The 17,751-nt window shown below is 58.5% G+C and carries 17 protein-coding genes; 2 read left to right on the top strand and 15 right to left on the bottom strand.

The window, feature by feature from the left end; genetic code table 11:
- Positions 1 to 2: 2 nt before the first annotated feature.
- From Q1A06_RS15575 to Q1A06_RS15550, 6 genes are all read right to left on the bottom strand, one after another.
- Complete coding sequence (locus Q1A06_RS15575) at positions 3 to 452, bottom strand: MaoC family dehydratase (RefSeq protein WP_299565657.1); 450 nt, start codon at positions 450 to 452, stop codon at positions 3 to 5.
- Positions 449 to 1,168, bottom strand: a complete 720-nt coding sequence (locus Q1A06_RS15570) for a transglutaminase family protein (protein ID WP_299565654.1) — start codon at positions 1,166 to 1,168, stop codon at positions 449 to 451. The genes Q1A06_RS15575 and Q1A06_RS15570 overlap by 4 nt, the downstream gene beginning before the upstream one ends.
- A gap of 61 nt (positions 1,169 to 1,229) precedes the next feature.
- On the bottom strand, positions 1,230 to 2,366 hold the full coding sequence (locus Q1A06_RS15565; RefSeq protein WP_299565651.1) for a CaiB/BaiF CoA-transferase family protein: 1,137 nt from the start codon (positions 2,364 to 2,366) through the stop codon (positions 1,230 to 1,232).
- Positions 2,367 to 2,376: 10 nt separating this feature from the next.
- Positions 2,377 to 3,234 carry a MaoC/PaaZ C-terminal domain-containing protein gene (locus Q1A06_RS15560; protein WP_299565648.1) on the bottom strand — a complete coding sequence of 286 codons (858 nt, stop codon included), beginning with the start codon at positions 3,232 to 3,234 and terminating at the stop codon, positions 2,377 to 2,379.
- Positions 3,235 to 3,257: 23 nt separating this feature from the next.
- Positions 3,258 to 4,409 (bottom strand): thiolase, encoded by a 1,152-nt coding sequence (locus Q1A06_RS15555; protein ID WP_299565645.1) that lies wholly within the window; start codon positions 4,407 to 4,409, stop codon positions 3,258 to 3,260.
- 3 nt (positions 4,410 to 4,412) lie between these two features.
- Positions 4,413 to 4,790 (bottom strand): OB-fold domain-containing protein, encoded by a 378-nt coding sequence (locus Q1A06_RS15550; protein ID WP_299565643.1) that lies wholly within the window; start codon positions 4,788 to 4,790, stop codon positions 4,413 to 4,415.
- Positions 4,791 to 4,822: 32 nt separating this feature from the next.
- Here Q1A06_RS15550 and Q1A06_RS15545 point away from each other — a divergent pair, with 32 nt between their 5' ends.
- Both Q1A06_RS15545 and Q1A06_RS15540 read left to right on the top strand, forming a co-directional pair.
- Complete coding sequence (locus Q1A06_RS15545) at positions 4,823 to 6,040, top strand: CaiB/BaiF CoA-transferase family protein (RefSeq protein ID WP_299565640.1); 1,218 nt, start codon at positions 4,823 to 4,825, stop codon at positions 6,038 to 6,040.
- A gap of 18 nt (positions 6,041 to 6,058) precedes the next feature.
- Positions 6,059 to 7,225: a CoA transferase gene (locus Q1A06_RS15540; protein ID WP_299565637.1), complete on the top strand. Its 1,167-nt coding sequence runs from the start codon at positions 6,059 to 6,061 to the stop codon at positions 7,223 to 7,225.
- Between the two features lie 21 nt (positions 7,226 to 7,246).
- Here the strand turns inward: Q1A06_RS15540 and Q1A06_RS15535 are convergent, their stop codons facing one another.
- The 9 genes from Q1A06_RS15535 to Q1A06_RS15495 form a co-directional block, all read right to left on the bottom strand.
- On the bottom strand, positions 7,247 to 8,404 hold the full coding sequence (locus tag Q1A06_RS15535; protein ID WP_299565634.1) for an acyl-CoA dehydrogenase family protein: 1,158 nt from the start codon (positions 8,402 to 8,404) through the stop codon (positions 7,247 to 7,249).
- Between the two features lie 374 nt (positions 8,405 to 8,778).
- Complete coding sequence (locus tag Q1A06_RS15530) at positions 8,779 to 9,576, bottom strand: enoyl-CoA hydratase/isomerase family protein (protein WP_299565631.1); 798 nt, start codon at positions 9,574 to 9,576, stop codon at positions 8,779 to 8,781.
- Entirely contained in the window at positions 9,573 to 10,349 is a 777-nt protein-coding gene (locus tag Q1A06_RS15525) for an enoyl-CoA hydratase-related protein (RefSeq protein ID WP_114865595.1), read from the bottom strand. The genes Q1A06_RS15530 and Q1A06_RS15525 overlap by 4 nt, the downstream gene beginning before the upstream one ends.
- 89 nt (positions 10,350 to 10,438) lie before the next feature.
- A complete protein-coding gene (locus tag Q1A06_RS15520) occupies positions 10,439 to 11,689 on the bottom strand; it encodes an ABC transporter substrate-binding protein (protein ID WP_299565626.1) in 1,251 nt (416 codons plus the stop codon).
- A gap of 88 nt (positions 11,690 to 11,777) precedes the next feature.
- Positions 11,778 to 12,980, bottom strand: coding sequence for an ABC transporter substrate-binding protein (locus tag Q1A06_RS15515; RefSeq protein WP_299565704.1), 1,203 nt, complete (start codon positions 12,978 to 12,980; stop codon positions 11,778 to 11,780).
- Positions 12,981 to 13,049: 69 nt separating this feature from the next.
- Positions 13,050 to 13,862: an ABC transporter ATP-binding protein gene (locus Q1A06_RS15510; RefSeq protein ID WP_299565623.1), complete on the bottom strand. Its 813-nt coding sequence runs from the start codon at positions 13,860 to 13,862 to the stop codon at positions 13,050 to 13,052.
- A gap of 12 nt (positions 13,863 to 13,874) precedes the next feature.
- Entirely contained in the window at positions 13,875 to 14,948 is a 1,074-nt protein-coding gene (locus tag Q1A06_RS15505) for a branched-chain amino acid ABC transporter permease (RefSeq protein WP_299565620.1), read from the bottom strand.
- Between the two features lie 3 nt (positions 14,949 to 14,951).
- The gene (locus Q1A06_RS15500; RefSeq protein WP_299565617.1) at positions 14,952 to 15,839 is read right to left on the bottom strand and encodes a branched-chain amino acid ABC transporter permease; all 888 of its coding nucleotides are present in this window, start codon (positions 15,837 to 15,839) and stop codon (positions 14,952 to 14,954) included.
- Positions 15,840 to 17,747 (bottom strand): AMP-binding protein, encoded by a 1,908-nt coding sequence (locus Q1A06_RS15495; protein ID WP_299565614.1) that lies wholly within the window; start codon positions 17,745 to 17,747, stop codon positions 15,840 to 15,842.
- Positions 17,748 to 17,751 lie beyond the last annotated feature (4 nt).

Here is a 17,751-nt window from a genome sequence, read left to right as displayed (position 1 = left end):
TATCAGTCTGGTTCATTCTGTTTTCGCTGGATCATTACGGGCGTATCGGTCGAAAAAACGACCTCGCCCTTTGGGTTTTTTGCACTGAGTGTATAGTTCAGAACACCACGGTCGGGTTTGCTTTTCGACGGCGTGACCGAGTTTACAGTCAATTCGATATCGAGCGGTTCATTCGGGCGCACGGGACGCAACCAGCGCAGATTATCGAATCCGATGCCGCCGATGTTGGCAACACCTACCATGAACTCGGTCATGATCGGTTTGAACACCTCAAGCATCGTCTGAAAGCCCGAGGCGATCAGACCGCCATGCACGGTGGTCGCATAGTCTTCGTCGGTGTGCAGCCGTTGCGGGTCCCATTCCTCGGCGAAGGCTATAATGGCCTCCTTGCTCATCGGGTCGCTATGAAAGCGAAAAACCTGGCCCGGCGCGAAGTCGTCCAGATATTTCAAGATGCCTCCTCCTTTGAGAAACCCGAATCGTACCCGGTCGAATCGCTGGAAATTCGAACGCGGTTGAACTCTTCCAGTTTCGGGTAGGTTTCCTTAAAGGCCTTGAGGAACTCCGTGATCGGCGCGTCGACGTAGAGACCCCGGTCATTCACATATTCCATGTGCCGGTGGTCCTGTTCGTCAAATTCGTGGAAGAGAGCATCGTGATACCCGTCGAAAACCAGCGGTTTCACCCCGAATCGTTCGCACAGCTCCATGTTGAAGGCGGGCGTGACCTTGTAGGACTCACCATCCAGCCAAAGCTGGACATAGCCGTGATAGATGAAGAGGTCAGTGCCCATCAACTCTTGCAGCTTGGGGGTGTTCAGGTGGTTTCGTACATCTGCAAACCCAACTGCGGCGGGGATACCGACGGCTCTCAGACAGGCCGCAAGAAGGATTGCCTTGGGAACGCAGAACGCCGCCTCCGCACCGGCAATTCGGCTGGCGCGATACGAATCTTCATCCAGCGCGAAGCAATAGGGATCGTATCGGATGTCATCGCGAACCGCCTCGAAAAGCCGAATCGCCTTGTCACGGCGTGACGCGTCGGCGGGAAGATCACGCAAGGCGTTGGACACGAACCCTTGGACTTCAAGGCTGTCGCTTTCGACAAAATGCGCCGGCATGACATAGCGCTCTGCTTCGGCAGGCAGGTCATCTACGGACTGTGGCATAGGATCCCCCTTTTCTAACACCTGTTAGATTAATGAATGAAGGATGGTCCGTCAACGGGATTCACTCAGAACCCCGCGGTTCGGCACCATAGTGAAGATTGTCTTCACCCAAAGAGGCAGCGCGCCCCGCTACATCCTTCGAAACGCGGAATTCCGGCACAATCGGCAAAGGAAGGGCCGGCACGGACTTGCCGGAAATATCAAGTTTCCGGTCAAACACGCCCCGGGCACTGAAATGCGGATCAGTCGCGGCTTCGGCGGGCGTTTTCACGACGGAACAGCAACAATCAGCCGCCACAAGCAGCGGTTCCCAATGGGTCGAAGGCTGGCTTCCCAAACGTCGTGCCACTTCGGCGCTGCAGCCTTCCGGGTCGTTCCAGTCGTCCCTAAGGCCTGCAGGCTGATCGATTACATCACAGAATGCCTGCCAGAACTTCTCTTCCAGCGCTCCGACCGCGATTTGCCGGCCATCTGCGGCGGAGTACAGCCGATAGCGCGCCAATCCTCCGGTCAGACGGCCGCCGCCGTTCTCGATGTCCTGCCCGGCGATCACGCCTTCGGCATGGGCCCAATAAGCGAAGGCAGACGCGCCCTCGGCCATTGCGATATCCAGATGCGCGCCCTTGCCGGTTTTCTGCCGCGCGATCAGCGCAAGCAGGATGTTCACCACAGCGGGGTAAGTGCCACCCCCGATATCCGCGATCAGCCCGAACGGCATGGTTGGGTGGGCATCCGGCCCTCGGCTTAGCGACAGCACGCCCGCGTCGCCCACGTAATTGAGATCGTGGCCCGCTGCGGCGGCCTTTGGCCCGGTCTGGCCATAGCCGGTGATCGAACAGTAGACGATTCCCGGATTGATCGCTCGCACGGCCTCGTATCCCAAACCAAGTCGCGCCATCACGCCCGGGCGAAACTGTTCTACCAGAACATCGGCTTTTTCCAGCAGGGGGCGGAGTATACCCACCGCGTTCTCTGCCTTCAGATCGAGCGCCACCGAACGTTTGCCCTGATTCAACACGGCAAACCCGATGCTTTCACCGTCAATCTTGGGATCGGTATGGCGTGCGTCCTCGCCTGTGCCGGGGCGCTCGAACTTGACGACTTCGGCCCCGGCCTCGGACAGCATGAGCGTCGCCATCGGGCCGGGAAGAAGGGTGCTGAAATCCAGCACCAGTATATCCTTGAGCGGTTGGGTCATCTGCCTTACCTCACGCGAAACGCGCGGCGCCATTGTTCAGAACCACGACATCGCGTTCCGGTATGGACGCGCGGAACCGGGCCTGACCATCCTCTTCCCAGATCTCGAACCGCACGGTTTCGCCGGGATAGACGGGTGCAGAGAACCGGACGTCCAGTCCGACCAACCGGGAGGCATCATAGTCGAGCGAGGTCTTCAGGATCGCCCGCGCCGCCAGGCCATATGTCGCCAGACCGTGCAGGATCGGCCGATCAAACCCAACCGAGCGGGCAACATCAGGGTCTGCATGCAGCGGGTTGTAATCACCGCTGAGACGGTAGATCAGCGCCTGACGCGGCAGAGTTTCGATATCACATACGTGGTCGGGCGCGCGGTCCGGCAACACGGCGGGTGCGGGGCCGGGCTTGTTCTCGCCGCCGAACCCACCATCGCCCCGGCAGAACGCCGACATCGCGACGCGTGCCAGCTTTTCACCGCTGTCCGCGTCGATGATTTCACGGCTTTGGTAGATGACCGCACCCTTGCCCTCGCCCTTGTCGGAGATAAAGTCGATCTTGCTGCGGCCGATGATATTGCCGTTCACGGGCAACGGCTTGTAGATATCCAGCCATTGCTCACCATGCAGCACCTGCTGCCAGTTCACACCGGTCCTGGGATCGCGCAGCCAGAAGCCGGGATAGCCCATCGTGACGGCCATCGATGGAACCGCCTTCAGGCCGTCCTCATAGACAAAGGCCAATTCCTTCTTGTCGGTCGGGTCCTCCCCGAAACCCAAACCAAGTGCATAGAGTATGGTATCCCGCTCGGTCAGCGACTGCCTAATCTCTTCAAAATCCCAGTCTGAAAGTGCTTCGAAATCCAGTGGCATGATCTTTCCTCCCTTGATCGTCGTCAGAGCGTGGCTTGTGAGCCCAGAATGGCCGTGACCTGACTGGACAGCACGCCGCCGTTGCCATGTGCCAGAGCCACGTCGATATCGTTCAACTGAATGCCGGGCGCATCGCCCCGGATTTGGCGCGCCGCCTCGATGACGGTGAAAATACCGTACATGCCAGGATGCACGCAGGACAGCCCCCCGCCATTTGTGTTCACCGGCAGGACGCCGTTCGGCGCGATGCGCCCGCCCTCTACAAAGGCACCGCCCTCGCCCTTGGCACAGAAACCAAGGTCTTCGAGAAACAGGATCGTGTTGATGGTAAAGGCGTCATAAAGCTCGACCGCCTGAATGTCGCCCGGAGACACCCCCGCCGCCGCAAAGGCGCGTTTGCCCGATTCGCGGGCCGCGGTCACTGTGAAGTCCTTCATTTGCGAAATCTGCCTGTGCGCGCTTTGCGCCGCACTGCCCAGAACATAGACGGGCGGCTTGGGGAAATCCCTTGCTCGATCCGCACGGACCAACACGATGGCGCCGCCGCCATCTGTCACCAGACAGCAATCGCGCACCGTCAACGGATCACCTACCATGCGCGCACCCAGCACGTCCTCACGGGTCAGCGGGCCGCGCTCGAACGCTTCGGGGTTGTGCTGTGCCCAGGCCCGCGCGGCCACCGCCACATCGGCCAGTTGCTCGCGGGTGGTGCCATATTCATGCATGTGACGTGCCGCCGCCATCGCATAAGCGGAAATCGGATAGCGCGGATTATACGGCGCTTCATAGGCTGGCGGGCGCGAAGCTGTCACCAGCTTGCCCGACGCGGTGCGTTGGGTCGAACCATATACGATCAGCGCGACATCACACAGACCGGCGTCAAGCGTCATGGTCGCCGATGTCAGGTAATTCACGAATGACGACCCCCCCAACATGGTACCGTCGATGAAGCGGGGCTGAATGCCCAGATATTCGGCTGCCATGAGCGCCGGCATGCTGTCTTCCATCATGGTACAGAACAGCCCGTCTACGTCCGATAACTTCAGCCCGGCATCCCCAAGTGCTGCAAGCGCGGACTGTGCCATCACATCAAAGGACGTCAGCCCGTGCGCCTCGCCGAAACCGGCGTGTCCGGTGCCCACAATCGCGGATTTTCCCCGAAGTTGATCCGTCATGCGTTATACCTCTGCCGGTCTGAAAAGCACAATCGGGGTATCCTCGGTCTCGCCCACAAAGGCGGTCACGGCCATATCAATGACGACATCACCGGGGGCGATCCCCTCGACCCGGCTCATAAACCGAACGCCTTCCTCCAGTTCGACCATACACACGTTGTAGTCGCCGCCGCGCTCGGGCTTGCGACGCACGACAGTGGTGGTGTGGACCCGGCCCTTGCCGCTGGCACGTTGCCATGAAATCGCAGTGCCATGGCAGTGCGGACACAGGACCCTCGGAAAGAAGTGAAAGGCCCCGCAGTCATCACATTTGGGAAGCAGGACTTCCTGTTCGGCTAGAGCGCGCTGAAAAATCTGGTCTGGCCCTGTGGTGTTCGGCACCTGCGATCTCCTTCAAATGACCCATTATCTGATTGAGCGTATTGCTCTTATTTCTAACATCTGTTAGATTTTGTCAAGCTTTTTGGAACAAACCCGAGGTCGCCATGTCAGGTACAGACTCAGCCCCCCTTTCAGGAAAACTCGTCATTGCGCTCGAGCAGGCGGTTGCCGCACCTTTTTGCTCTTCCCGGCTGGCCGATGCCGGGGCGCGTGTAATCAAGATCGAACGTAAGGGTGCAGGTGATTTCGCGCGCGGTTATGACACGGCTGTAAACGGCGAAAGCGCCTATTTCACTTGGCTGAATCGCGGCAAGGAGTCGGTCGCGCTGGATATCAAGGACGCGGAAGACCGTGAAATTTTGCTGAGGATGCTGCAAAACGCGGATGTGTTCATTCAAAACCTCCTTCCCGGCGCGCTGAAGAAACTGGGGCTTGATTCTGCCACGCTGCGGGAGAAATTTCCGCGCCTTGTGACCTGCGACATCACCGGATACGGCGCGGACGGTCCAATGCGAAATGCCAAGGCTTATGACCTTCTGGTGCAGTGCGAAAGCGGCCTTGCCTCGGTGACCGGGACGCCGGACGCGCCGGGCCGGGTTGGCGTTTCGGTCTGCGACATCGCCACCGGCATGACGGCACACGCCGGAATCTGCGAAGCGCTGGTGGGACGTGATCGCACCGGCAAAGGAAGCGGTGTCTCGGTGGCGATGTTCGACGTCTTGGCGGATTGGATGGCGGTTCCCCTGCTCTTTCACGACTACGCCAATCAACCCACGCCGAGGACCGGCCTTGGGCATTCTGTCATCTGCCCTTACGGCGCGTTTCGCTGCCAAGGCGGTGATTTAATCGTCATATCCGTCCAAAACAGCCGCGAATGGGAACGGTTCTGTACCCAGATTCTCGGGGACCCGGCGTTGGTCAGTGATCCACGATTCCACGACAATTCGGCCAGGATTCAGCACAAATCCGAGCTCGAAGCACTTATCAAGACCGTATTCGGCACGCACGAACGTGCCGGTCTCCTGAAGCTGCTCGATAGTGCGGGCATCGCATCTGCGGCAGTGAACGACGTGGGCTCGCTGTCGGATCATCCCCAACTCGACCGTTCGACCGTCGGAACCCCCTCCGGTCCGGTCAGTGTCGCAATGCCTCCGATACGGCGCAACGGGTCCGAGCCCGCGCTTGGCCCTTCGCCAGGTTTCGATGCCGACGGCGCAGTTCTTCGCGCCGAGTTCGGCTCTCACTCCTAGAACTGGAAATCACTGCAAATGACCACCGCGAAGAACACCGCAATCCTGGAGGGTGTCAGGATCATCGACCTGACGTCAGTGGTGTTCGGCCCCTTGGCTACGCAGATGCTGGGCGATCTGGGGGCTGATGTGATCAAGGTGGAAGCCCCTGAGGGCGATCTTTTGCGGCAGGTCCAGCCATCAAACAACAAGTTGATGGGGGCCGCCTTTCTGGGTGCCAACAGAAACAAGCGTAGTGTGGTTCTCGACCTGAAGGAGAGAACCGGGCAAGATCAGTTGCGCAAGCTGCTGAAAGATGCCGATGTAATGATTTCAAGCGTCCGACCTGCGGCGCTTGCCCGATTATCGCTGGATCCCGAAACACTGCGTCGCGCATATCCGGCCCTGATCACGGTATCCGCCACCGGTTTCGGCCAGGACGGTCCCTATGCCGCCAAACCCGCCTTCGACGACATCGTCCAGTCCGTCTCGGGGTTCGCCAGTCTGGCAACGCTGCGCGACCCTGACGCTGCGCCAGCCTATGCGCCGACAATCCTCGCCGATAAGCTTGGCGGGGTGACAGCGGCCTATGCCGTGATGTCCGCGCTGTTCCACCGTCAGCGCACCGGCGAGGCTCAGCATGTCGAAGTGCCGATGTTCGAGACTTTGACGGCGTTTCTGTTGGCCGAACACATGGATGCGGCAACATTCGAAGACACGCCGCAGAGTTTTGGTTACTCACGGATGCTGGTGCCCCACCGCCGCCCGGTTCAGACGGCAGACGGCTACATCACGATTTTACCCTATACCAACGTACAGTGGGCCAGGTTCTTCAAGGTGGTTGATAGGAACGACATGGTCGAACATCCCTGGGTGACCGATATGGATACCCGCAGCCGCAATATCGGCGCGGTATACGACATGGTGGCCCAGATTGCGTTGACGCGATCAACGGAAGAGTGGCTCATCCTGATGGAGCAGGCGGACATTCCCGCCATGCCGGTCCGCAACCTATCGGACCTGCCAAGCGACCCGCATCTTGCCGCGACCGGTTTCTTTCAGCAAATTGATCATCCGACCGAAGGTACAATCTGGGCAACCCGCCCGCCGATTCGTTTCTCGGCGACCCCCGCGCGGCACGATCACCGACCTGCCCCTCGCCTAGGCGAGCATAGCAAAGAGATTCTGGGGCCGGACGAAGAGTAACCTCGGCCGGCCCCGGCGGAATCAAACGTCCACTGAACGCGCGATCAGCTCCTTCATGATCTCGTTTGTCCCGCCGTAGATCATCTGAACCCGGCTGTCGGCATAAAGACGGGCAATCGGGAACTCCATCATGAAGCCGTAGCCACCGTGGAGCTGGAGACATTCATGCATCACCTCATTTTGTGTCTGGCTGCCCCACCATTTCGCCATTGATGCCGTGGCCGCATCAAGCTGGCCTGCCTCAAGCCGCGTTATGCCGTCATTGACAAACGTGCGCAGCAATTCGGCCTTGGTCTTGCATTCCGCAAGTTTGAACCGGGTGTTCTGGAAATCCATGATCCGGTTACCGAACGCCTTGCGGTCCTGAACGTATTTGACCGTTTCGGCGATGGCGAAGTCAATAAAGCCAAGCGCGGTGATGCCGATCATCAGCCGCTCCCACGGCAATTGCTTCATCAACTGGTAGAATCCCTGCCCTTCCTCCGGGCCAAGCAGGTTGGCGGTGGGCACGCGCACATCCTCAAAGAAAAGCTCGGCGGTGTCGGATCCCTTCATGCCCAGCTTTTTGAGGTTCCGCCCACGGCGAAAGCCTTCCGCTTCCTCTGTTTCAAGAACGATCAGTGACACGCCCTTTGCGCCGGCGCCGCGATCCGTCTTGGCCACGACCACGATAAGATCGGCGGTATGTCCGTTGGTGATGAAAATCTTCGAGCCGTTGATCTTGTAGTGGTTGCCGTCCTTTTCAGCATAGGTCTGGACGTTCTGAAGATCCGACCCCGTTCCCGGTTCGGTCATGGCGATGGCTGCAACACTGTCGCCGCTGATCAGCCGCGGCAACCACTTCGTTTTCTGCTCTTCGCTGCCGTAGGCTTCGATATAATGGATCACAATGGTCTGGATGCCATAGCCCCAACCCATGTCCCCCTGGCGTCCCTGCTCGTAAATGGCAATCGCGTCAAACCCGATGTCGCCGCCGGATCCGCCGTATTCTTCGGCGATTGACCCACCCATCACGCCGTGCTCGCCGACCGTCTTCCAGAATGCGCGGTCAACAATCCCCTGTTCCGCCCATTTCTCGACATTCGGGGCCATTTCGGCCTCAAACAGTTTGCGTGTACTGTCCGCGAACATCTTGTGTTCATCGGAAGCCCAAGTTGTTGTGTCCTTGATCAGTGACATGTTTCTTTTCCTGTTCAGCCTTGTTGGTGTCCCGCCAGAATCTAACAAGTGTTTTGTTTTTTGACAACGATCGAGAGCTCCTGTGAGCAAGGCAGTTGCCTTGCGCAGACTTGTGCCTCACGCAGCCTTCGAAACTGATACGAATACCCCCACCACCTCATGAAAAAGACCCGCTGCGATCAGCGGGCGTTCTTTGAGTATTTCGTACCGGATCAAAATCCGTGACTACGAAGGCCTTTGCCCCCTGTTTTTCAACCGCATTTCCTTCTTGGCGGCATCTCGACTACAGTTTCTTCCGGTCCACTGTACCGGCTCCCAGGTTCGGGTACATTCGCATGCGCTCCTGTCGCGTTCGTGGCGTTTATTCGACGGCTTTACCGGTCTTTGAATTCAGGCTTTCGTTTTTCGGAAAACGCCTTCATGGCTTCCGGAAAGTCATGCGCGCAGAGCAGAATACTCTGGGCATCCCGCTCGATATCCAATGCTTCGAGATAGCTGCATTCCGCCGCGGCACGCATCACCCGCTTGGCTGTCTGAACTCCGAACATTGGATGTCGGGCAATCTCGCGGGCGGTTTCAAGCGCCCGTGCTTCGACCTGATCAGCCGGAACGCATTCTTCCACGACCCGCAGATCTTTGGCGGTGCGCCCGTCGATCTCCCGACCAGTAAGCACAAGCATGCGCGCCACCCCCGCGCCTGCGCGCTGCTGAAGCAACCAGCTCGACCCAGTGTCGGGACAGCCGCCCACACGGGCAAAAACCTCGCACAACCGGGCGTCTTCGGCCGCGACGACAATATCCGCAGACAACGCCAGGCTCAGACCGGCACCATAGGCCACCCCGCAGACGGCGGAAATCAGTGGTTTGCGAAAGCGATATGCAGCACGCCCGCCCTCATGAACCTCGTCGATCATTTCGGACGTTGCCCTGGCCCCCTTAGTGATTTCGGACTGGAAACCGACGAGATCCCCACCGCTGCTGAAATGATCGCCCCCGGTCATCACCACGGCCCGTATCGTATCGTCCCGTTCGGCGGCGCGCAGTTGCGTCACCAATTCCTCGGCGAAGCCAATGCTGTAAGGGTTGCGTTTGTCGGACTGCAGAAAGCGCAGGATGCCGACAGGGCCATCCCTTTCGAGGCGCATAAGCTCGGTCTTGTCGACCTTCGTCATGTCCCGGTCCAGACCGGATCGCGTTTTTCGGCGAAAGCCTTGGGGCCTTCGATTGCGTCATTGCTGGCATAAACGACCTCATGCAGGCGCTTGCCCTCTTCGAGACCGTCTGCACAGCCCAGATCCATGGTGGCGCGAACGCTGCCCTTTGCCGCCACAACAGAAAGCGGTGCCATACCGGCGATGCGTTTGGCAAGGGCATATGCCCGCGCACGCACGTCGTCGGGCGTATCCTCGAGATAATTGGTAAACCCGTAATCATGCAGCCGCTCGATCGGCATCAGATCACCGGTCAGAACAATTTCCATGAGAATGGGCTGTGGCAGCATCGACAGCGCCGGAGCCGCCCATGGCGACCCGCGCCCGATCTTCACTTCGGTAATGCCCACCTTGGTGCCTTTGAGGCCGACACGAAGATCGCAGTTCAGTGTCAACATCATGCCACCGGCCATCAAGGATCCGGTCATGGCGGCGATGATCGGCTTTTTGCAAGCGCGCATGGTTTCGTGAAACGGATCGCGCATCTTGCTCAGGATATCGACGCCCTCATCCCGCGCGATCTGGGTTGCTTCCTTGAGGTCCAGTCCGGCGCTGAACACACCGCAATCGGACGATGTCAGGATGGCGACCCGGATGGAGTCATCCGCTTCGATTTTCTCCCAGGCATCGGTCAGACCGTTCGTCGCGGCGACGGACAATGCATTCTTGCGCTCGGGCCGGTTGATACAGACGGTCGCAATTCCGTCTTCAATTGTCACTTCGATTGGGCTCATGATAACTGCTTCGTCTCTTTGGCATTTGCTTGATGCGAATGGCGGTGAAAGGTTTCCCCGCGACATGATTGTCGCGGGGAATGTCTGGTTCACTCGACGGTGAACTTTTCGGAGCTTTCCTTGATCACATCCCACACCACGTCGAGGTAGTCGGCGCTCCAGTCGGTCAGCGGAACCCAGGTTTCGCCATCCCACTGCTCAACGCGGGTCTTGCCGCCGCCACCGTGGTCTTCGCCGGTTACGGTGACCGGAGCCATAACGCCGTCGCCATCGAAGTTCTCGATAGATTCATAGGCATTCTTCATGCTTTCCGGTGTGAGCGGCCAGCCATTCTCGGCAATTGCGATACGCGCGGCTTCGAAACCAGCAGAATAGATCGCCATGCCGGTGTTGTAGTACACGTCCCGCACCAGGCTTTCGGGGCCGCTGCCTTTGCCGTTGGCATAGTAGGTTTCAAGCATCGTTTTCACGATTGGGACGTCCTGGCCGCCGGCCACGTTGGTCCCGCGAAGGATGCCTGTCGCCTCTTCGGCGCCGATGTTGGAGATGTCGACTTCATTCAACCAGTTGACTGCCAGATAGCGGTCGATCGGAAAGCGGTTGCGGCGCATTTCCTTGGAGGCGACAACATGACCGCCGGCCAGCAGCCAGCTGATAACGTAGTCAGGCTTGTCGCGGCGGATTTTGCTCCACGCACCGGACTGATCCGAACCCGGCAGTGGTACCGGATAGAGTTCCAAGTCAAAGCCTTCTTTTTCGGACAGGGTTTTCAGGATTTCGATCGGCTCCTGGCCAAATGGATAGTCCAGATAAACGAATCCGATCTTCGCATCACCCAGATCGCCGTCCATTTGGTTCTTAATAAAGGCAACGTCGTTTGCAGCCTGCTGCCAGTAGGTCGGACCCACCGGGAAAACCCATTCAAACACTTCGCCGTCCACCGCGTCGCCGCGGCCGACGAACGACTGCATCAGAACATTGCCGTCCTTCATGGCGCGCGGAAGTACAGCGTTCGTGACCGGTGTGGACAGAAAGTTGAAGATGAAAACACCGTCGCGCTTGAGCTGCTCGTAACATTCCACGCCGCGCTGGGGCTCGTTGCCGTGATCGCGCACAATGATCTCAACCGGATGGCCTTCGATGCCTCCGTTTTCGTTCGTATACATCGCAAGGTCCTGTGCGGCCTGGGCGACTTGTGGCGAAATGAAGGTGTACGACTTGCTGAGGTCGAAGCACAGTCCGAACCGGATCGGCTCATTGTCCTGCGCAGACGCCATCGTTGCGCCAGTCGTCAGCGCAGCGGTGAGTGCCACCGCCTTGATATGTTGTTTGATCTTCATCTTCTCTCTCCCGTTGATAAAAATTTGGCGGCTTTTTGTTGTTCGGGCGCGCTGCCGCTCGTATACGCCGACCCTTCTGGAAACGTGGTCACTCTCCGTATTTCGAGGAACTTTCCTTGACCACATCCCACACGACATCGCTGTATTCCGAGATCCAGTCGGTTTGCGGAACCCAGGTTTCGCCGTCCCACATCTCGATCCGGGTCTTGCCGCCACCGCCGTGATCCTCTGCTGTCACCGTAATCGGCGCCATCAGCCCATTGGCGTCATAACCTTCAAGCGTCTCCAGAGCCGCCTTGTAGGACTGCGCCGTGATCGGAAGGCCCTCGGCCTCTGCCGCCCTGCGCGCAGCCTCGAATACAATCGAATACATCGCCAGCCCGGTATTGTAGAAAACGTCCTCTGTCTTCTCCAGTGGGCCAGAGCCCTCGCCCTTGTCATAAAGCTCGGTGATCATCTCTTGGCGCAAGGCAACGTCCTGGCCGCCGACCACGTTGGTCCCGCGCTTGAGACCGATGGCTGCCTCGTTGCCGATATTGGCGATGTCGACCTCGTTCAGCCAGTTGACCGAAATGTATTTCTCCATCGGAATGCGATTGCGCTGCATCTCCTTGGACGCAACCACATGCGCGCCGCCCAGCATCCAGACAATCACATGATCAGGCTTGTCGCGGCGCACCTTGGACCAGACACCGGCTTGATCGCTGCCGGGCAGCGGGACCGGATAGAGTTCCAGCTCAAAGCCCTCTTTCTCGGACAGGGTCTGGAGAATTTCGATCGGCTCCTGACCGAATGGATAATCGAAATACACGAATCCGACCTTCACGTCGGACAGATCACCGTCGTGCAATTGCTTGATGTAGGCAACATCGTTGGCGGCCTGGCCCCAATAGGTCGGTCCGATCGGATAAACCCAGTCAAAGACAGTGCCATCCACGGCATCGCCGCGCCCGACAAGCGACTGCATCAGAATGCGTTCGTCTTCCATGGCGCGCGGCAGGATTGCCAGGGACACCGGTGTGGACAGCGTATCGAAGACAAAGACACCCTCGCGGCTGAGCCTTGAATAGCACTCGATTCCACGCTGTGGTTCGTTGCCGTGGTCGCGCACAATGACTTCCACCGGCTCACCACCTATCCCGCCCTTCTTGTTTATGAGCTTTGCCAGATCCAACGCGGCCTGCGAAACCTGCGGTGTGGCGAAAGTATATGCCTTGCTGAGATCGTAGCAGACACCCACCTTGAATGGCTCGGCCAGAACCTGTGTCCCGGCAGTCAAGCCACCCAACATAGATATTACGGTTAACGCCTTAGTAAGTAATCTCATCTCTTCCTCCCTGAACAGTGCCTGTTTGGAACCTCAACTCAGCCAACGTTTGCGTCGGCTGTAGTGTTTGACATTGTGGAAATCCGTACCTTCACCACCTCCGAGATAGAATTCCTGAATGTCGGAGTTGGATTTGAGGGCCGCCGCCGTGCCGTTCATGACAACACGACCGTTCTCGATCAGATATCCTTCTGAAACGATCTCCAGAGCGGCCAAGGCGTTCTGTTCTACCAAAAGCACCGACATACCTTCTTCCTGGTTGATTTTTTGAAGTATGCCAAAGATCTCGGCTACCAGGAAGGGCGCAAGACCAAGGCTCGGCTCGTCCAGCATCAGCAGAGTCGGCTGGGTCACCAGCGCGCGGCCGATGGCCAGCATTTGCTGTTCTCCGCCCGACAGATAGCCGGAAAGCGAATTGCGCCGCTCCGCAAGACGGGGGAAATAATTGTATATCTTCTCCTTTTCCCTATCCAGCTCTGATCGGGACATGCCCATCGGTGCGGCTGCTGTCAGGTTCTCGTCCGGGGTGAGGTGTTCAAAGACACGCCGTCCCTCGATGACATGGCAAATACCCATCTCCACGCGCTTCTGTGCGAGCATCTCGGTAATGTCGGTGCCTTCGAATTTGATTTCACCCCGGCTGACACGTCCTCTTTCAGCTTTCAAAAGACCGCTGATCGCTTTCAAAGTCGTGCTTTTACCCGCTCCGTTGGAACCCAGAAGCGCGATCATCTCGCCCTTTGGCACCTGAATCGAGACACCCTTGATTGCCAGCATCACGTTGTCATAAAGCACCTCGACACTGTTCATCGACAGTATTGGCTGGGCTTCGACCTTCTTTTCCATCGTCATTCCTCTTTACTTCCTGAGCTGATCGAAGGGCCAGACCATCAGATAGTCCCTGATATTGCCGTAGAGCTTTCCAAGCCCCAAAGGTTCGATCAGAAGTATTACGACAATCAGCGCGCCATAGACGGCGTTCGGGATATGGGCGAGCGTTTCGACGTTGATCTGCATTCCAAGCGACTGGCTCGCCGTCGAAAATAGCCCGTTCACCACGCCCGGCACGAGCAGGATCAGGGCAACGCCGAAGTAGGACCCGATGATACTGCCCAGCCCGCCGACGATCACCATCGCCAGCACCTGGATCGAAACTGTCACCGAAAACTGTTCCGGCGCGGCGAGAAAGAAGAATGTCGCGACCAGCAAGGCACCACTGACGCCCGCAATGAAGGACGACGTCGCGAAGGCGAGGATCTTGTAGTAGAAACTGTTCACCCCCAGGATCGCGGCGGCAAAGTCCTTTTCGCGTACGGCGACCAACGCCCGCCCCAGTCCGGTACGTTTCAGATTCAGCATGAAGATCGTCACCAGTACGCACCAGCCGAAGGCAACATAGTAATAGCCCGCGTCAGAGGTAATCTCCTGCCCGAGCAGTGCCAGTGTCGGAGATTGCAGCGATGCGTGGGACCCCCCCGTAATCGTCGGTGAGTGGGTCAGCACCCAGTCCATGACGAACTGCATCGCCAGCGTCGTAAGCGCAAGATAGAGACCTTTGACCCGCAATGCGGCGAAGGCGAACAGGCTGCCGATCACGGACGATGACAGCCCGCCGATGATGAGCGCGAATTCCCAAGGGATCCCGAACCGGACCGCATGGATCGCGGAATACGCACCCACAGCCATGACCGCAGCATACCCCAGATGAAGCTGTCCGGCCCACCCCGTAACAAGGTTCAGGCCAAGCGCAGCGGCCGTCCAGATCAGCCATGGAAGCATGTAACTGTTCAGATAGAGCGACGGCACGATGAACGGTGCCGCAAGTCCGAACAGGAAGACGAACACGGCCAGGTTCCGGTCAGCAGGTATCTTGAATACACGGCTGTCCGAGACATAATTGGCATGATGGACACCGGAAAGTCGGAAAAACATCCCTTACACCCTTTCGATTTCGTGACGACCGAACAGTCCATGCGGACGGATCATCACTGTAAGTATGAGAACGGCGGCGACGATGAGTTCCCGGCTTCCGCCTCCGACGAGCGGATCGAGGAAGTCAGCGCCCACATTTTCGAGGATACCGAGGATGATGCCGGCGATTACGGCACCCAGAATGCTGTCGAGGCCACCCAGAACAGCAACTGTCAGACCTTTGAGCAGCAGCAACGACAACGCCTGGTCCACGCCCTGAATCTCGCCCCAGATGACGCCTGCGGCCACGGCCACTACCGAAGCAAGGGCCCACGACAGTCCGACGCCGCGCTCGACTGAAATCCCGACCGACCACGACGCCATGTAATCATCCGCGATCGCCCGCAATTTGATGCCCGTGCGGCTGCGGAAAAACACCATGAAACCGACAAAGAGCGCGATCGCGACCCCGGCGCCGACAAGGTGGATCCGGCTGATGAAAAGATCGCCCAGAAACAGCGGTTCATAGCTGACCCCCAGCTCCATCGACCGGGACGTCCCGCCCCAGATCGCAAGCGTTGTGCCCCGCAGGAAAATATCGAGACCCAGCGTCAGCATCAGGATCATAATGACCGGGCGACCGGCGAGCCGGCGCAGCGCAACACGCTCGATGCCGAATCCCAGGCCGAACATGATCAACGCAGCAAGCGGGATAGCGAGCCAGAGTGGCAGACCCGCATCATGTGAAAGAGCGAGAACCACATAGGCTCCGACCATTGTCAGCCCGCCCTGTGCCAGGTTGGGCACCGAGGAGGCCTTGTAAATCAGCACGAGGCCGATGGCGAAAAGCGAATATAGCAGACCCGTCAAGGCGCCGTTAATCGCAAGCTCTGCTAGAAAGACCCAATCCATTCATACCTCCCTGATGGGAAGGCTCTTTTCGACCTTCCCTACTTCTCCGGTCTCGTAAGTCACCTGGGCGCTTACATGGACCTCTTTTGAACCGTCGTAGAGTGCCGCGACAACGTCGGCATAGCGTTCCTGAACGACCTTGCGGCGCAGTTTGCGCGTTCGGGTGATCTCGCCATCGTCCGGGTCGAATTCCTTCGGCAGGCTGACAAACCGTTGCAGACGCAACGGCTCGGTGAGAGCCTTGTTTACCCGCAGAAACGCCTCGTGCAGCAGCGTGGCCACCTCGTCGCGCTGCGACAGGTCTGCATAAGATACATACGGCACACCGTTCACCTCTGCCCAGTGTCCGACCGCCTCGAAATCTACGCAGACCATCGCCGTCAGTTCATCCAGTCCGGCGCCAAGAACTGCCGCATCCTTGATGTACGGGCTGAACTTCAGCCGGTTCTCGATATAGTTCGGCACATACCGTTCACCCCCGGCTGTGTGCATGACTTCCGACACACGGCCCAGAACCACGAGATGGCCATCGTCCTCGATGTAGCCGGCATCGCCAGTATGCAGCCACCCGTCCTCGAGGGCTTCGGCGGTCGCTTCGGGTTTGTTGAAATAGCCTTCAAACACACTGTCTGAACGCATCAGGATTTCCCCGTCCTCCGCGATTTTCAGTTCGACGCCCGGCGCGGGTTTTCCAACGGTATGAAGGCGTACCTCTCCTGGCGCCTGTATGGCATTGATCGCGCTGTTTTCGGTCTGGCCATAGAGCTGGCGAAGCTTGATCCCGAGAGCACGATAGAAAACAAAAGTATCTTCGCCGATTGCTTCGCCGCCGGTGAACGCATTCTTCAGGCGGCTCATCCCGAACTGGTCCTTGATCGGACCAAAGACAAGCGCCTCGCCCAGGAGCCGTCCCAAAGGCTCCAACGCGCCGCCACTCTTGCCGTTCAGCTTGCGCGTCTCGGCAGCAACCGCCCGGTCCATGAAGAAATGGTACAGCCATTTCTTGAACGGGGTCGAATTCTCCATGCCGACCTGGATCGTTGTCAGCATCTGGTCCCAACTTCTTGGTGCCGCCAGATAGAAGGTAGGTGCGATTTCCCGCATATCGCGCACGACCGTTTCCTGCCGCTCCGGCACGTTCACGGTAAATCGCCAAAGCAACGCCGCCCCGACAGTAATAGCAAAGTCACCCACCCAGGCCATCGGCAGATAGGCGAGGATTTCCTCGTTCTCGTCGAAGGCGCCCGCAGCATGGCCATTCCTCGCCGCCGCTAGAACGTTCTTCTGGCTCAGCACGATACCTTTCGGTTTGCCGGTCGTTCCGGAAGAGTGCATGAAAATCGCCGGGTCTTCGGGCTTCGCCCTGTTCAGAATGGCCTCGCGGCGGCCCGCATCCCCGTCAAGTTCGCGTTGACCGATCTCGATCAGGTGATCCCATGACATAAGACCGTCATCTTCATATGTTCCCAGGCCGCGCGTTTCGTCGTAAATGACATGGGCAATGCCGCTCGCACTTGCGCTGCGCAATTCGAGAATTTTGTCGACCTGTTCCTGATCTTCTGCGATGGCCGCAACGATTTCGACTTCGCCGAGGAAATGCTGAAGTTCTTCGAGCGTAGCACCCGGATAGGCCGGCATCGCGTAAGCACCGAGCAATGAGATCGCAAGCATGCCCTGATATAGACGTGCACGGTTGTCACCAAGTATCAGAACGGCCTTGCCCGGCGCTACGCCGACCACTTCGAGACCGGCCGCGCAGGCCAGTACCTCGTCCACGTAGTCGGCCCAGGTGCTTTCTCTCCAGATGCCGCGCTCTTTCTCGCGGACCACGATATCCGATCCATGGTTTGCCGCGTTCCGCGCCAGCAGCTTTCCAAATGTCTCGTTGGCGGAATTTTGCAATGTCATCCCC

Origin of the sequence: uncultured Sulfitobacter sp. (genome assembly GCF_947497275.1) — a bacterium.
Taxonomy (GTDB): domain Bacteria; phylum Pseudomonadota; class Alphaproteobacteria; order Rhodobacterales; family Rhodobacteraceae; genus Sulfitobacter.
The sequence above is the reverse complement of the archived record's forward strand: the minus strand, read 5'-3'. Positions and strand labels throughout refer to the sequence as shown.

Bases quoted from the DNA above. Each gene is read 5' to 3' on its own strand.
- Q1A06_RS15530 (WP_299565631.1), bottom strand. From the start codon at position 9,576: ATGACGAAGGTCGACAAGACCGAGCTTATGCGCCTCGAAAGGGATGGC.
- Q1A06_RS15570 (WP_299565654.1), bottom strand. From the start codon at position 1,168: ATGCCACAGTCCGTAGATGACCTGCCTGCCGAAGCAGAGCGCTATGTC.
- Q1A06_RS15565 (WP_299565651.1), bottom strand. From the start codon at position 2,366: ATGACCCAACCGCTCAAGGATATACTGGTGCTGGATTTCAGCACCCTT.
- Q1A06_RS15495 (WP_299565614.1), bottom strand. From the start codon at position 17,747: ATGACATTGCAAAATTCCGCCAACGAGACATTTGGAAAGCTGCTGGCG.
- Q1A06_RS15555 (WP_299565645.1), bottom strand. From the start codon at position 4,409: ATGACGGATCAACTTCGGGGAAAATCCGCGATTGTGGGCACCGGACAC.
- Q1A06_RS15535 (WP_299565634.1), bottom strand. From the start codon at position 8,404: ATGTCACTGATCAAGGACACAACAACTTGGGCTTCCGATGAACACAAG.
- Q1A06_RS15560 (WP_299565648.1), bottom strand. From the start codon at position 3,234: ATGCCACTGGATTTCGAAGCACTTTCAGACTGGGATTTTGAAGAGATT.
- Q1A06_RS15505 (WP_299565620.1), bottom strand. From the start codon at position 14,948: ATGTTTTTCCGACTTTCCGGTGTCCATCATGCCAATTATGTCTCGGAC.
- Q1A06_RS15515 (WP_299565704.1), bottom strand. From the start codon at position 12,980: ATGTTGGGTGGCTTGACTGCCGGGACACAGGTTCTGGCCGAGCCATTC.
- Q1A06_RS15510 (WP_299565623.1), bottom strand. From the start codon at position 13,862: ATGGAAAAGAAGGTCGAAGCCCAGCCAATACTGTCGATGAACAGTGTC.
- Q1A06_RS15520 (WP_299565626.1), bottom strand. From the start codon at position 11,689: ATGAAGATCAAACAACATATCAAGGCGGTGGCACTCACCGCTGCGCTG.
- Q1A06_RS15525 (WP_114865595.1), bottom strand. From the start codon at position 10,349: ATGAGCCCAATCGAAGTGACAATTGAAGACGGAATTGCGACCGTCTGT.
- Q1A06_RS15500 (WP_299565617.1), bottom strand. From the start codon at position 15,839: ATGGATTGGGTCTTTCTAGCAGAGCTTGCGATTAACGGCGCCTTGACG.
- Q1A06_RS15540 (WP_299565637.1), top strand. From the start codon at position 6,059: ATGACCACCGCGAAGAACACCGCAATCCTGGAGGGTGTCAGGATCATC.